The 14,070-nt window shown below is 49.3% G+C and carries 13 protein-coding genes; 7 read left to right on the forward strand and 6 right to left on the reverse strand.

Translation table 11 applies throughout. The annotated features are described in order from the left end of the window. The first annotated feature begins 49 nt into the window (after positions 1 to 49). Positions 50 to 388 (forward strand): NIPSNAP family protein, encoded by a 339-nt coding sequence (locus ACJJII_RS04800; RefSeq protein WP_444918485.1) that lies wholly within the window; start codon positions 50 to 52, stop codon positions 386 to 388. Next, positions 388 to 690, forward strand: a complete 303-nt coding sequence (locus tag ACJJII_RS04805) for an antibiotic biosynthesis monooxygenase family protein (protein ID WP_444895804.1) — start codon at positions 388 to 390, stop codon at positions 688 to 690. Before ACJJII_RS04800 ends, ACJJII_RS04805 begins: the two co-directional genes overlap by 1 nt. Before the next feature lie 83 nt (positions 691 to 773). Here the strand turns inward: ACJJII_RS04805 and ACJJII_RS04810 are convergent, their stop codons facing one another. From ACJJII_RS04810 to ACJJII_RS04835, 6 genes are read right to left on the reverse strand one after another with little or no spacing between them, the layout of a single operon-like run. Further along, a complete protein-coding gene (locus ACJJII_RS04810; RefSeq protein ID WP_444918486.1) occupies positions 774 to 1,985 on the reverse strand; it encodes a DUF3570 domain-containing protein in 1,212 nt (403 codons plus the stop codon). Beyond that, entirely contained in the window at positions 1,921 to 2,136 is a 216-nt protein-coding gene (locus tag ACJJII_RS04815) for a DUF4266 domain-containing protein (protein WP_413663671.1), read from the reverse strand. Before ACJJII_RS04815 ends, ACJJII_RS04810 begins: the two co-directional genes overlap by 65 nt. A gap of 4 nt (positions 2,137 to 2,140) precedes the next feature. Then, a complete protein-coding gene (locus ACJJII_RS04820; RefSeq protein ID WP_444918487.1) occupies positions 2,141 to 2,617 on the reverse strand; it encodes a TlpA disulfide reductase family protein in 477 nt (158 codons plus the stop codon). Positions 2,618 to 2,648: 31 nt separating this feature from the next. Next, positions 2,649 to 3,302, reverse strand: a complete 654-nt coding sequence (locus tag ACJJII_RS04825; RefSeq protein ID WP_413663673.1) for an outer membrane beta-barrel domain-containing protein — start codon at positions 3,300 to 3,302, stop codon at positions 2,649 to 2,651. Further along, positions 3,272 to 4,147 carry an outer membrane beta-barrel protein gene (locus tag ACJJII_RS04830; protein ID WP_444918488.1) on the reverse strand — a complete coding sequence of 292 codons (876 nt, stop codon included), beginning with the start codon at positions 4,145 to 4,147 and terminating at the stop codon, positions 3,272 to 3,274. Before ACJJII_RS04830 ends, ACJJII_RS04825 begins: the two co-directional genes overlap by 31 nt. Positions 4,148 to 4,150: 3 nt before the next feature. Continuing rightward, positions 4,151 to 6,766, reverse strand: coding sequence for an HzsA-related protein (locus tag ACJJII_RS04835; protein ID WP_444918489.1), 2,616 nt, complete (start codon positions 6,764 to 6,766; stop codon positions 4,151 to 4,153). A 225-nt stretch (positions 6,767 to 6,991) separates the two neighbouring features. On the opposite strand from ACJJII_RS04835, the gene ACJJII_RS04840 reads away from it, so the two are divergent. From ACJJII_RS04840 to ACJJII_RS04860, 5 genes are all read left to right on the forward strand, one after another. After that, positions 6,992 to 8,218: a hypothetical protein gene (locus ACJJII_RS04840; protein ID WP_444918490.1), complete on the forward strand. Its 1,227-nt coding sequence runs from the start codon at positions 6,992 to 6,994 to the stop codon at positions 8,216 to 8,218. Positions 8,219 to 8,221: 3 nt separating this feature from the next. After that, positions 8,222 to 10,741: a LamG domain-containing protein gene (locus ACJJII_RS04845; protein ID WP_444918491.1), complete on the forward strand. Its 2,520-nt coding sequence runs from the start codon at positions 8,222 to 8,224 to the stop codon at positions 10,739 to 10,741. Between the two features lie 100 nt (positions 10,742 to 10,841). Next, positions 10,842 to 12,413, forward strand: a complete 1,572-nt coding sequence (locus ACJJII_RS04850) for a hypothetical protein (RefSeq protein WP_444918492.1) — start codon at positions 10,842 to 10,844, stop codon at positions 12,411 to 12,413. Between the two features lie 12 nt (positions 12,414 to 12,425). Then, positions 12,426 to 13,424: an FAD:protein FMN transferase gene (locus tag ACJJII_RS04855; RefSeq protein WP_444918493.1), complete on the forward strand. Its 999-nt coding sequence runs from the start codon at positions 12,426 to 12,428 to the stop codon at positions 13,422 to 13,424. Positions 13,425 to 13,540: 116 nt separating this feature from the next. Further along, positions 13,541 to 14,065: an AraC family transcriptional regulator gene (locus tag ACJJII_RS04860; protein WP_444918494.1), complete on the forward strand. Its 525-nt coding sequence runs from the start codon at positions 13,541 to 13,543 to the stop codon at positions 14,063 to 14,065. Positions 14,066 to 14,070 lie beyond the last annotated feature (5 nt).

The following is a 14,070-nucleotide window of genomic DNA, read 5'->3' on the forward strand; positions in this document are numbered from 1 at the left end:
AAATTAAACCATCTAGAATGCCAGCAAATTATGAATAGAGGCAACTTAGATGACTGTAACCTGTTTTATTGAATACAAGATCGATCCGTTTAAGCTTGATGCTTTCCGGCAGTATGCTGAGAACTGGGGCAAGATCATTCCCAATTGTGGCGGACGACTATTAGGATATTTTCTACCTTCTGAGGGCACCAACTTTCAGGCCTTTGGTATTATTAATTTCGATAGCTTGGCTCATTATGAACAATATCGAAAACTGCTTAAGCAGTCTCCTCAGGGCAGTGGAAATTTTCAGTTTGCGACGAGAGAGAAGTTTATTCTTGAAGAGAAGCGAAGCTTTTTAAATGCTGTGCCAGAAACCTACCTGAAGTTCCCACAGGAAAGTCACTGATGATCGCCGTCATATTTGAAGTTACACCAAAACCTTCAGGAAAAGACAAATATCTGGCCGTTGCAGCCGACCTAAAAGAACACCTAATCAGCTTCGATGGATTTATCTCAGTCGAGAGATTTCAAAGCCTCAATCAGCCAGAAAAAATTTTGTCACTCTCTATTTGGCGGGATGAAGAATCTGTAGTGAGTTGGAAAAATCACAAGGCTCATTTTGATGCACAACACCTAGGCAAAAAACAACTATTTGACAACTATCGTATAAGGATTGGAAAAATTCTTCGGGATTACTCTATGCAATAAATCAACAGTCAAATTTGACTCAAACTATAAAGCCTCTGCATCTTGTTCTTTTACTGAAAAACAGAACGCAGAGGCCCCCATTCCTAAAAACGGACCGACCAAAATAATCGAATTACATTGGCAGAGAAACTATAAGCGGGTTCGTCACCGGGACTGATAGATGTAGCTGAACCGTGTACTGTGACATCGAGAAAGTCATCGTAGTCAAATAGAATATGATCCCAGTAAAGATTAATTGTATTCCTGCGATTTAATAGAGACCAGCGCCGTGGCAACTCATAGGACACTCCCAGGCCAAGGGCCAAGGTTGTGAAATTACTCAACTCCTTATCACGAGCACGAAAGTTGGTAGCGTTGAGATAGGGAAAAAGGTCGCTGTAAAAATCTGCACTACTCTGCTGATAGTAACGGATCTTTCCTTCAAAAACCCACTCGTCTTGTTCTTTCCAAGGATGGGTATAGCGAAACTCTACATTGTCTGCAACGATTCCCCAACTATCCGCATAGTGTCGATACTCCCCTTTAATCGCTGCGCGATAGGGCAATCTATATTTGGCCCTTAGGGCAACCGCATCACTGTTACGAGTTCTGGGGTAAACCTCGGCCTGATAGCTAAATCCTGTTCCAGATGCTTCATCGAGATACCTAACACTGCGATAAGGGTTGTTGAGATACCCTTCATCCGACACAGTTTCGACACTCACCTCTGCAATCAGCTTTTGCGTGAGAATCTGATTCCAACTAAATGCGTAGCGACGGTGTTGCGCTTCCTCGGCAAAATTATCGTCGCCATTGCGGAACACATCATCACTTCCGTAACTAACCCGCAGGTCGATAGTACTTAGGTCGCCAAAGAAACCCTGACTGATGCCGAAAGCAACGGTTTGTGCCTCGTAGTCATTCTCAGAACTGTTGGTGTACCCCACGCTGATAGTAGTTTTATCCACCAGGTAGTCAGCACCCAAGGAGTACTCATCCCGCTGCTCCGAATACTCACTGGCCGTGGCCTCCACATCAATAGAGGCCCCGGAAATCATGTCCACATAGTAATTGGCAGACAGGGAAACATTGTTGCCAACATTCTGGCGAATCAATACTGAAGGCCCATCAATGGTCACTCCACCACCGCTATAGGCGTGATACATATTGTCTGCCCGCTCTTCGGGAAGCACTGCGGCCACGGCAGCGAGCGGTGCCAAAAATGCCAACCCGCCCCAGCGAGATAGAAGCTTAGTTACAACCACATCCACCTCCACTGCCTCCTTCAGCTCCACGCGCAGCTTCACGAGCTTCATACACGTGATTCATATAGCGAGCAGCTACTGGATCCTGCTCAAACCCCATAATAGGATCCGCAAGAAATTGTCGTTCGTAGGGTGCAATCCACGGGTTAACAGTGCAACCTGTACTCATCAAGAAAGTGCAAACTAGCAATAGTGCACGCATGACACTACTCCCGAATCAATTCCTTAATCATTTTTTTATAGGCAGCTTCATCCCCATCACGATAACCTTTATGGATATAGCGAACGTTGCCATCACGATCAATAAATACGGTGCTGGGCATAGCGGCAACACCATACATTTTGCTCACTTCCCCTTTGCTATCAAAAAGAATCGGAAAATCCACTGGAATTTTCGCTAATAGCGAGTCCGCATCCTTACGCTGTGCATCCACATTGACTCCCCAAACCTGGAAGCCAGCAGCTTCATAGCGAGCATGTAGCTGATCCAACAGCGGCATTTCCTGACGACAAGGGCCACACCAGGAAGCCCAGAAATTCAGCATAATGACATCGCCGCGCTGCTCTGCAAGCCTCAAATTTCCGCCTTGGTTGGAACTCAAGGTAAAATCCTTAGAGGGCTCTGCGGCGGAAGCCTGTGATATCGATAAAAGCAGCGTCAGGAAAGCAGCCAGGTATTTCATGGAAGAGTCCTTGTTATTTTTTGATGATCAATTAAAAAAAGATGGTAAGTCCCAATTGGGCAGACAGATTATTGGTGACTTGGGCCTCGCCAAATAATTCATGCTCAAAAACATGGTCGCGAACATCCAGGCGCACTGCGAGCCAATCGTTGGCAAGCATTCTCACTCCTGCACCAAAGTTGTAAGTGAAGTGCTCCTCGTCAGCAAACGAGGTATTTCCCACACCTCCCGCAACATAAAAATTGGCATTAAAAGCCCAGTCATCAAATACAAAGTACTCACCCTGGAAAATATTCCAGCCCACAGAGGTATTGTAATAACTGAGTTCACGCTGCTCATCAGTCAACAGCGGTGCTGCACCGCTCAATCTTTCAAAGCTGGATTCTCCCAACTCAGTCTGGGCATAGGTGGCCTCAATAAAAAAATCTTCGCTGATATGGTAGGCCGCTGAAGTACCGTACAGGGAATTTGAGCCAAAATCCTCGACATTGATAACACCAGCAAACAGACCAATTTCTATATTTTCACTATCTATCAGGGCGTCACGTATCTCTCGCCGCTCCAGTTCAGGTGCGACAATATCCGCAAGTACTTCATCATCCTGCTGAGCACTGCATACCTGGGTCCCCACCAGTGCGGAAAGCGCCGCAGAGCCTACAGATATACGTCGAAACCAAGTTTCCACTCGACTATCTCCTGATTATTTTCCTGCGTAGTAAGCAAGTAGTGATTTGTGTATTCAGCCCTGATGGCAAAACGGCGCGATAAGTAAGTACGCAACCCTACGCCCGCCAACATCGTTGTATCTTGCCGATCTTCGGTAGCAACGATAGTTGCGTTTGGAGAGGTAACATTTATCCCGGCTCCCAAAACAAAATAAGGGGATATTTTCCAACGTGGAAATGGCTGGTGGACCATTGCCACCTGATAGACTTGGCTGTCTGAATAGGAACCTACCGCCTGGGTTGCACGTATTTCAGTAGCCAGATTGGCAGTAAATTGGTAGCCCAGGCTAACTCCCAGGGATTCCGCTCCAGCAAAATCACCGTAATTCAAACCTAGGTAAAAGTAACCGTCGTCAACATCGGAAAAATCTGGCAGAGGAACTCGAACAATTTCTCCATTTTCTCCGTAGATTTCACGTAAGTCGTCAACTTTTACCCAGCCACTTTTATTACGTGAAGTAAGCACTTTTACCCAGTCGGTGCGGCGTTTAAGCAGCCAAATTTGTTCACCATACTCAGCGACATAGAATATCGGGTAACCGCGCCCCGGGCCTCGGTAAATATTAATAAATGCATTACCGACTGTAACCGGCTCTGCATCCTCAAGGCCTTTATATTTTTTCTCAGTCTCAGTCTCAGTCTCAGTCTCAGTCTCAGTCTCAGTCTCAACCAATTCTTCTTGTGGGGTTTCATCTGAAGAATCAGATTCCATCAAAGTTCGTTCAGAAGAAGCCTGCCCAGAAAAAAGTAGCAGCAATACAAATACCGCGAAACTGCCAATAGAATTTTGGTGTAACTTCAACATGGTTTAATCTGCCGGCGCCGCAAAAGGATCGTTATAGTATTGAGCGCCAATATCAAACCACTCGGCAATCAAGCGCAACTCGGCATCTTCTAAGTACCCTTGGTGTGCGCCACCATTTTCAAAGATAGAAAAAAACGAGCTCTCAAGAGCAGAGCTCGTCAAGGGAGAGGAAATATTGACGGTAACCATTACTGGGATCGGATCACCGTTACTGTCGAGAACTAATTCGCCATCCTCATCAACCTCGTAAACAGGATTTCCATCATCATCAAATTCCTGTACAAGCCGCGGTGTTAGCACCCCACTGGATAACTCCAATTCAGCGCGATCGGCCACCAGCTCGGAATAGGAAACAAACCAAGCATCATTAACAGAGGAAGCCGAGGTTGTAAGATCTAATTGCCCATCGGGTATTTGAGTTGCTCCAGCAGCATCAACAGGAGAGTGACAGCCTGTACAGGTATAATCAGCTATTACTGCTCCTGTACTATCCAATACTTCACGGGGGAAATCCCAGAGCGGCTGAATATGTTGTTCATAGTGAATGACGATTCGACAGTTACTTTCCCACTCTGTTAAACAGGTGGATTCCACCGGTGCATCCGTACTCAAATCACCGTATGAAAGCAATAACTCATCATCCTTAGTCCGTACCGCAGGATCAGTCCATAAATCGGTAAAGTGCAGATCTCCTTCAAGTGCAGCCTCACCAATATACCGGGCCAATAATTGAGCCATGGTCTCGCCCATTTCCGCCAGTAGCGCGGGCTCAGTATTGGCAAATGGTGCTGCCGAGGTCGGCGCTCCAACCCAAGCTGATTCCAGCTGCATATCCGTGCGGCCATGAGGAGCTTCGCTATCGCTAGTATGACAACCGTTACAACTGCGCACTTCACCCGCTTGTAGTTGTAACCAGTTATTATGACTATCGAAAATGCGTTTTCCATCCGCATCGACAACGGATATTGCCAGGGGCATATCTGCGGGAACTTTTACCCTTACGGAACCGTCGGGCTGGATTGGGGTATAACCCAATATTTCACGCATGCCCTGATTACCATTGCGGCCAAATGCCGCTCCATCAAAGTCCAGAACATCATCATCGGGAATGCCCACGGCCTTGGAAATTTTCAGGAATCGTGCAGGCCGCAAATCTGCTGTGGTTTGGGCGGGGTCCGCCAAGGTTTCGATTCCGGCAATATCTTCACCATCAAAATCATAAACACTGCGAATATCCAGGATTCCGACAGATTCTTCCACCAGATCCGCATCGACATCGACTCCCGGGACAGGATCTGGAATATAGGTGGGTTCAGTGCGAGGCTCCAGAGTAACCCCTTCGGATATCATTTCTCCCTCTTCCACAACCACAATAGGAAGCTGGGTACCGGCGATATAATCGTAAATCCACAGGCCGTAGAGTGGGTCTGCCAATTGAACTTCTTCGTCTTCGGCAAGAGTATCCGGGCAGGTCTCCAGCAGCTCGGTTTCTTCATTGATAACCCGGCATTCACTCCAGGTTACCAACAAACGACTTGTCCCATCGTAGAATGGCCATGCGGAAGCAAAAGTACCATGGGGAGAAATAGTATCGTCGGTAGTGACTTCTCCAACAGTGATAGAAGCCTGCCCGACCATTTCACCACTTTGCTCCGGCTCACTGTAGGCTTCGCTATAAACAATTCCATCGATAGTCACGAGATCGCCACCATAAGTGAGCCCAGAGGGAGCGCGCAACGTTACCAAAAGGCGGCCATCCGGCATTTCGTGCGGTCGATTGAAGGCGGCCTCAGTCTCTTCTGTACCCGTATTTTGACTGTGATAACCGTAATAAACCGCCAGGTCAGAACCATCTGGATTTACTGTATATAAGCTTAATTTATCGATACCTGCCGCATTGTCCCAGCGGTTAAACAGGACCCGTCCATCGCTCAATACAACTGGATTTAAATCATGGCTCTGATTAAACGATATCTGAGTGATATCGGTTCCGTCCGCTTCCATTACATGGAGTACAAATGCCGGCTCCTCTCGATTTTCAGTCAGGGCCGAGAATTGCGGTTTACCGTCATCCAGTAAAAGAGCTCTGGAGCGCCGCTGGCGGGTAGAAGAAAAAATAATGCGTCCATCGGGTAAAAAAGCGGGAGCGATATCCTGGCCTTCTTCAGCAGTTAAATCTGACTCAATTACCCGATTGAGTTCTTCTGTTTCGGTGTTGTATACCCAAATATTCCAGGTAGGCTGCTCATCGTCATCAGCGTCTTCTATTTCCGGTGCCCGCATAGCAAATATAAGCTGGCTGCCATCTGCTGAAGTATTCAGATCTTTTACATCGTAATCACCGTCAAATATATTTGCAGTAATGACAGTTTCTGCAGCACTGGCGGTTGCACGGTCTTTTAAAATCAGTTGAGCTCCGGCAAAAAATTCCCCGGGCTCATAAATATTATCCTGAAGGAGGCTGCCATCATCGTCACTACTTAATTGACGAAGTACAAAAGCAACAGGATAGTCCTCCACCACGGGATCTTCGGCTTGGTCTTCACCACCACTGGAACTGCCACCGCCACTACAGGCCGTCACCAATAGCAAAAGCGGTAGCGCACGCAAACATTTCATTTTTGTTATCCACCCGGGTTTGGCACGAGCAGCACACGCCTTTTTTGTGCTCTTAGCCTAAGAACTTTTTTATACGGCTTTGACCGCTGAGGCTAATTCTCGCAAGTTGCGCACAAAAAGTTTGCCAACTGGGACGCAAATATTGAAAGTCATTCTGACATTGTTGAAATCTGCTTTTAGACTGCTTTGCCACATCCCAGTGATCTCACCGACAAAAATAGTCCAATGAAAAATAATTCGTCTCGAGCGCGTGTACTCCGGCTCACCACGGTAACCGCACTGCTCGGAGTAGGTTTGTGGAGCAATTCTGCCCTATCAGCATCGCAGGACCAGGCTCTCCAAATTCACAGCCGCATCACCGGAACCATTCCCAGCGAGAGTGTATTGCTGGATATGGCAGAGGATATAGAAAACGGTGATCCCACCGCTGCGGCGTATACGGCAATGGAGAATGACGCCTTCTATAATGTCACCCTAAAAAATCTGGCCACCCCCTGGACTAATGAGGAGCAGGACGTATTTGAACCATTAAATGATTACACTGCGACGGTAATCGGCATGGTTCGGGACGATATGGACTTCCGCCAACTGCTCTCGGCAAATATTCTCTACACCGGTGATATTTCTGGCCTGCCCTCCTACAACATGGGAAATAACGACCACTACGAGACACTGGAAGCCGGGGGCTATTCCCTGCAGGACAATCTGGTGCAGGAAGCTCAATCCTCTCTCAATGGTCTCCCCGCAGATGCCACCGCCGGCGTTCTTACCAGCCGCGCCGCTGCAAAGGCTTTTTTTAGTGCGGGAACCAATCGCGCCATGTTTCGCTTTACCATGCTCAATCACCTGTGTAACGACATGGAGCAGGTGCAGGATACTTCCCGCTCACCGGATCGTATTCGACAGGACGTAAGCCGCAGCCCTGGGGGCGACAGTCGGGTATTCCAAAATAACTGTATCGGTTGCCACAGCGGCATGGACCCCATGGCACAGGCATTCGCTTACTACGACTATGTATACGATGCAGACAATGATCCCGATGGAGAAGAGGGAGCCCTGGATTACAACGCAGCCGGTGATATAGATCCAGAAACCGGCAGCCGTGTTAAGGCCAAAAACCTGATCAACAGCGGCAATTTTCCCCACGGTTTTATTATTCCCGACGACAGCTGGGTTAATTACTGGCGCGAGGGCATAAATATGCATCTGGGCTGGAGCGACACCTTGTCCGGCAACGGCAACGGTATCAAATCCCTGGGAGAGGAGTTGTCTAACAGCCGAGCTTTCGCTAAATGCCAAGTAACTAAGGTGTTTCGCCAAGTTTGTCTGCGCGAGCCGGAAGATTCTACCGACCGCAACCGTATCGAAACTATTACCGATGACTTCAGCAATACCGGCTACAAACTTAAGCAGGTATACGCAGACACTGCGGTTTACTGCGCGGGAGATTAAAAAATGAAAACCTATAAAAGTCTCCCAGTGATAGAAAATACACTGATAGTTCGCACGCTTCGTATCGCTTCACTGTTTTGTGCTGCCCTGGCAATCAGTGCCTGTAGTGGTGGCAGTGGAGAGGGCACCGAAAGTCAACCGGATATCAGCGACAACGATGGCACCGCTGCCTACTCCGGACCAGATCCTGAAACCGATGATGTCAATCAATATAAGCAGTACATCTGGGATAACCTAGCGGCGACAAATCGATGTGGCAGCTGTCATATTGAAAATAACCAGAGCCCACATTTTGTCCGCGGCGATGATATCAATGCTGCCTACGATGCCGGACGCGAGTTAATTAACTTATCAGTTCCCGATGAATCCCGTTTGGTAACCAAAGTTGGTGGAGGGCACAACTGCTGGCTTTCCAGCAATGATGCCTGTGCGGAAATTATAACCAATTACATCGAGGAGTGGGCCCGGTCCAGCGCCGGCCTCAGTAACACACTCACCCTTGTCGCTCCTGTCGAGCGTGAAGTGGGTGCCAGTAAGAGTTTCCCCGAATCCAGCGGCAGCTTTAGCACTACAGTTTACCCTCTGTTGCGCAGCTACTGTGCCAGCTGTCACAGTGAAGATGCGACAACGGCACAGACCCCCTACTTTGCCAGCTCAGATGTCGACCTGGCCTACGCATCTGCAACCAGCAAAATTAACCTGGATTCTCCGGTCGATTCACGCTTCTCTGTGCGCTTGGGCAGTGAATACCACAACTGCTGGGATAACTGCACAGATAACGAAGCTGAGATGACTGCGGCAATTCAGGCCTTCGCCGATACCATCAGTCTCACCGAGGTAGATCCCGACTGGGTTATTAGTAAGGCACTGCGCCTCACGGACGGTATTGTTGCGAGTAGTGGCGGCCGTATAGAGAGCAATGCGATTGCTCTCTATGAATTTAAAACCGGCAGCGGCACCACTGCCTACGATACATCCGGGGTTAACCCCGCAATTGATCTCGCCTTATCTGGCGATGTGGAGTGGATCGACTCCTGGGGGCTGCAATTGAAGGGGGGTAAAGCACAGGGAGCTACTGCAACCAGCAGCAAACTTTACGATACACTCACAGCCACCGGTGAATACTCAATTGAAATCTGGGCGGCACCAGCCAACGTCTCACAGGATGGGCCCGCGCGTATCGTCACCTATTCCGGTGGCGATGATATTCGCAACTTCACTCTCGGCCAGGATCAATACAGTTACACCGTGCAAAACCGCAATGACAACACCGATGCGGACGGTATGCCTGCCCTGGCAACCGATGATGCTGACCAGGTTGTACAAGCCAGTCTCCAGCATGTGGTGGCCACTTACGATCCAATTAACGGACGCAAGCTTTACGTTAACGGTGCAAATACCGGGGAGCCGGACCCAAGTGAATCCGGTTTGCTCTCTACCTGGGACGATACCTTTGCCCTCGCAGTGGGCAGCGAAGTCAGTAACGGCAATATTTGGGAAGGCTCCATTCGCCTATTGGCAATTCACTCCCGCGCCCTATCGGAAGAGGATATCGCTACCAACTACGAAGTCGGTGTCGGTGAAAAATATCTGCTGTTATTCAAAGTTGAAGAGCACACAGGCATTGCCGAAAGCTATGTCATGTTTACTGTGCAGCAATTTGATAATTATGCCTACCTGTTTAGTGAACCCACATTTGTCAGCCTCGACGACAGTGTCGATCCATCTGGAATCGCCATTGAGGGAATGCGTATCGGTATTAATGGCCGCGAAGCGGAGGTGGGCCAGGCCTGGTCCAAGTTATCCACTGCAGTCGACAATAGCTACGTAGCAGGTGAAGGCCAGCAGCTTTCCAGGCTCGGGACTATTATCACTCTGGATAAGGGTCCCCTCGATGATGAATTTTTCCTGACTTTCGAGAAAATCGGCAGCGAAACCTATAACCGGGTTGAGGCCACTCCAGCTGAACCTGCGGATACCGCTGACCTGGAAGCGCAATCGCGCATAGGTCTGCGCCGATTTGAACAAATCCATGCAAGCCTGTCCCAGGCGACCGGAGTCTCCATGTCCCACCCGGATATTTATGAAACCTGGGAAACTGTGAAACGCCAGCTTCCGGTTGAAAGTGACATTGAAGGATTCCTCGCTGCACAGCAAATGGGTATTACCCAGCTGGCAGTGAAGTATTGCAGCACCCTGGTGGACTCCAGTGAGCGCAGCAGCTACTTCAGTGGATTTGACTTCAGCGCTTCCGCAGACACCGCCTTCGACAGCGCCAGCAAGCGCGCGCAGATTATCGATCCGCTCATGGAAGGTTTGCTTGGCCACGAGATGAACTGGCATGACGGTAGCGTCTCGCAGCTTGCCAGCGCCCCGGACCTAGCCTCTGTAGAGACAGAACTGGACACGCTTATCGACACCATGACCGCCTGTGGCAGCAGCTGCAATTCAGGTCGCACAGAAACTACGGTGAAAGCCGTATGTGCTGCCGCCATGGGCAGTGCCATGATCCTGATTCACTAATCGCATAAAAAAGACTAGCGGCTTTGTCGGCAAAGCTTTCGCCGGTAGAGCCCCTCCACAATAAAGAGCCGGCACACCGAAAACTCTATCCGGGAATATTATGAGCAAGAAAAAACACTTTGATCTGGACCAGCCCCTACGGCACCCGGACCACCACCGCCCGGTTACACGCCGCGACTTTCTCGCTCAAGGCTTCCGAGCGGGTATGGGAACAGTGCTGGGCGGCTCTGTCTTCAGCTTGTTTGCCAATCCCCGTAGTGCCCATGCAGCCCTTTCCTCGGACCTGGAAGCACTGCGAAAAACCAATGGCGGCCCCTGTGACGTCAGTGCATTCGGTGCCGGTAAAATTCCTTTTATTTGTTTCGATCTCGCCGGCGGCGCCAATATCGCAGGCTCCAATGTGCTGGTAGGTAAAGAGGGCGGACAAATGGATTTTCTCGGCACAGCCGGCTACAACAAGCAAGGCCTCCCCGGGGATATAGTTCCCTCCCTCGGTGATGAATTTATCAATACTGACCTGGGTCTCGCCTTCCATAGTGACAGCGGCATGTTGCGAGGCATCCTGGAAAAAATCGCTGCTGGCACAGCATCGGCGACCAACGGTGCAGTTATTCCCGCTCGCTCGGAAAATGATACAGGCAACAACCCACACAATCCCATGTACGGTATTAACCAGGCGGGAGCCAACGGTTCCCTGCTGGCCCTGATCGGCTCCAGCTCCAGTGATTCCGGTGGCAACTCCATGGCTCCTTCCGCCATGATCAACCCCGAAGTTCGCCCCACCAAAGTGGATCGCTCTTCCGACGTTACCGGCCTTGTAGATGTAGGAGACCTGGTGGGGCTGCTCAGTCAGGAGGACACTGTCGCAGTAATGGAGTCCATGTACCGTATCTCCGAAGCGAAACTCAGCAACGTAAATACTAAAGTCAGCACCGATGCAGTCATTAAAGACCTGGTGCGTTGCGGCTATATGAAAAGCGCTGACCTGGCTGATCGCTTTGGCAACCCGGCCGATTTAAATCCCGAATCCGATCCAGATATCGTCGGGCCATCCGGTGTTTTTACCAGTTCAGAATTGAGTGGAGACAGAGAGTTCCAAAAGACCGCCTCAGTGATGAAGCTGGTCGTCAATGGATATGCCGGTGCAGGCACTATTACCATGGGCGGCTATGACTACCATACCGGCGACCGCGCCACAGGAGAGATTCGCGATTTGCGCGCTGGGCGCTGTATTGGCGCTTGCCTGGAGTATGCCGCCCGCCGCAACCAGCCCCTGATGATTTACGTTTTTAGTGATGGTTCCGTTTTCTCCAACGGAATGCTGGACGACTCGGTAGAAGGCCGTGGCAAAGGTGTCTGGACTGGCGATGACCAACAGACAGCCGCCTCATTTTTCCTGGTATACAACCCGGCGGGCCGACCACAATTACTCGGTGGCACAGCGGATGAGCAGGCGATTCACCAGCAACTCGGCTATATGCGCAGCTCCGGTGACGTAGAAACAACATCCACCCCAGCCGCTAACAACGTCAATTTATTAGTGGAAACTGTAGTGCTCAATTATATGGCCCTGCACGGGGAGCAAGGTAATTTCTCAACCTTATTTCCGAATCACGGTCTCGGCGATAGTAACTTACAAGACAGTATGACTGCCTTCGCCCCCATTATTTAAGTTGGATAAGTGATGTTCCGCGTTTTTAAATCACTATTACTGTGTGGTGCCACACTTTGCGCGATTCCTTCTGTGGCCGAATGGCACTACGCTGAACGTGCAATTATGGGAACCCAGGTTCGCCTGCAACTATGGCACGAAGACGACAATGAGGCTGAGCACCTTATTGAAGAGGTCATGACAGAGTTTCATCGACTTGACGATCAGCTCTCTCCCTATAAGAAAAACAGTGAACTATCACTCGTTAACCGCACAGCTGGCCGGGGAAACGTCAATATTTCCAAAGAGCTCACCAACCTGATTGATAAGTCCCTTTGGTTTAGCCAGCTCACCGACGGTGCATTCGATATCAGCTACGCCACCCTGGGCAAGCACTATGATTTTCGCCAGCAGAAACAGGCAGACGCCCAGCTGACGGACTCGTTGTTAGAAGCGTTGAATTACCGCCACTTAAAACTGAATAAAAAGGCCAATACACTCCGTTTTGGCCACAAAAACACAAAAATAGATTTGGGGGGAATTGCCAAAGGCTATGCGGTTGATCGGGCAATTGAGATCCTCAAGCAGGCAGACATTTGCTGCGCCAGCGTCAGTGCCGGTGGCGATGCACGCATGCTGGGAGATAAACAGGGGCAACCCTGGTTAGTGGGTATTCGCCACCCCCGTGAAAAAAGTAAAAATGCTGCGGTTATCCCCCTGCGTGATATTGCTATCTCTACCTCAGGTGATTACGAGCGTTATTTTATTGATGAGCAGCAGGATAGAGTGCACCATATTTTTAACCCATCCACAGGAAAACCCTCGGAAACTTCTGCAAAAGACACTGATAAGTTGATTAGTGTCAGCATTATTGGCCCCCGCGGCTTTGATACCGACCCCCTTTCTACCAGTGTGTTTGTTCTGGGAAAAGAGAAAGGCTTGGCACTTATTAATCGATTGCCCCAATTTGAAGCAGTAGTTATCGATAGTAACCGGAAGCTGTTTTTCAGTCGCGGTTTGGAGAATCTTTGAGTAATCCGTTTTATCTTCATAAAAAATTTGCCAACAAGATCACATCAGATCGTTGATCCCCTGACATAATTTGCGCCGACCAAAGAATAATGCCAATTCCTATCAAAAGGTCTGCCATGAGACGCCCCTTTCAGTGCTTTATTTTATTTATCGGCCTTTTAGGCTCTGTGCTTGTGCAGGCTCAGGAAAGCGATTTCTCTGCGGAGAAATTGGAAGAATTAAAGCGCGATGTACTCAAATTAAACAGGGATTTATTGATTCTTGAAGAAGATTTGCTCTATCCCGCACAGAGCCAAATTGCCTTTTATGTATCTATGGATGTAGGCCACTATTTTACTTTGGATGCAGTAAAGCTACACATCGATAACAAGTTAAGTGCAAGTCATCTATATACGGAACATCAGCGGGAAGCGTTGATTCGCGGTGGCATTCAACCGCTTTACAAAGGCAACCTAAAATCCGGTGATTACACTATTTCTGCTTTTATAACTGGCCTTGGGCCCGAAGGGCGCGAATACAAGCGGGCAGCCAAGTTGGAATTGAATAAAAGTGATGAGCCCGCCGTTATTGAACTGGTTATCTCAGACAACTCCGGAAAACAACAGCCGGAGTTTGAGTTGGTGCAGTGGCCAACGCCCTGATTAGC

This window comes from Microbulbifer maximicatervae (SeqCode), assembly GCF_052467825.1.

Coding starts and splice junctions, on each gene's coding strand:
- ACJJII_RS04835 (WP_444918489.1), bottom strand. CDS start 6,766: ATGAAATGTTTGCGTGCGCTACCGCTTTTGCTATTGGTGACGGCCTGT.
- ACJJII_RS04855 (WP_444918493.1), top strand. CDS start 12,426: ATGTTCCGCGTTTTTAAATCACTATTACTGTGTGGTGCCACACTTTGC.
- ACJJII_RS04860 (WP_444918494.1), top strand. CDS start 13,541: ATGAGACGCCCCTTTCAGTGCTTTATTTTATTTATCGGCCTTTTAGGC.
- ACJJII_RS04805 (WP_444895804.1), top strand. CDS start 388: ATGATCGCCGTCATATTTGAAGTTACACCAAAACCTTCAGGAAAAGAC.
- ACJJII_RS04815 (WP_413663671.1), bottom strand. CDS start 2,136: ATGCGTGCACTATTGCTAGTTTGCACTTTCTTGATGAGTACAGGTTGC.
- ACJJII_RS04800 (WP_444918485.1), top strand. CDS start 50: ATGACTGTAACCTGTTTTATTGAATACAAGATCGATCCGTTTAAGCTT.
- ACJJII_RS04810 (WP_444918486.1), bottom strand. CDS start 1,985: ATGAAGCTCGTGAAGCTGCGCGTGGAGCTGAAGGAGGCAGTGGAGGTG.
- ACJJII_RS04830 (WP_444918488.1), bottom strand. CDS start 4,147: ATGTTGAAGTTACACCAAAATTCTATTGGCAGTTTCGCGGTATTTGTA.
- ACJJII_RS04840 (WP_444918490.1), top strand. CDS start 6,992: ATGAAAAATAATTCGTCTCGAGCGCGTGTACTCCGGCTCACCACGGTA.
- ACJJII_RS04845 (WP_444918491.1), top strand. CDS start 8,222: ATGAAAACCTATAAAAGTCTCCCAGTGATAGAAAATACACTGATAGTT.
- ACJJII_RS04850 (WP_444918492.1), top strand. CDS start 10,842: ATGAGCAAGAAAAAACACTTTGATCTGGACCAGCCCCTACGGCACCCG.
- ACJJII_RS04820 (WP_444918487.1), bottom strand. CDS start 2,617: ATGAAATACCTGGCTGCTTTCCTGACGCTGCTTTTATCGATATCACAG.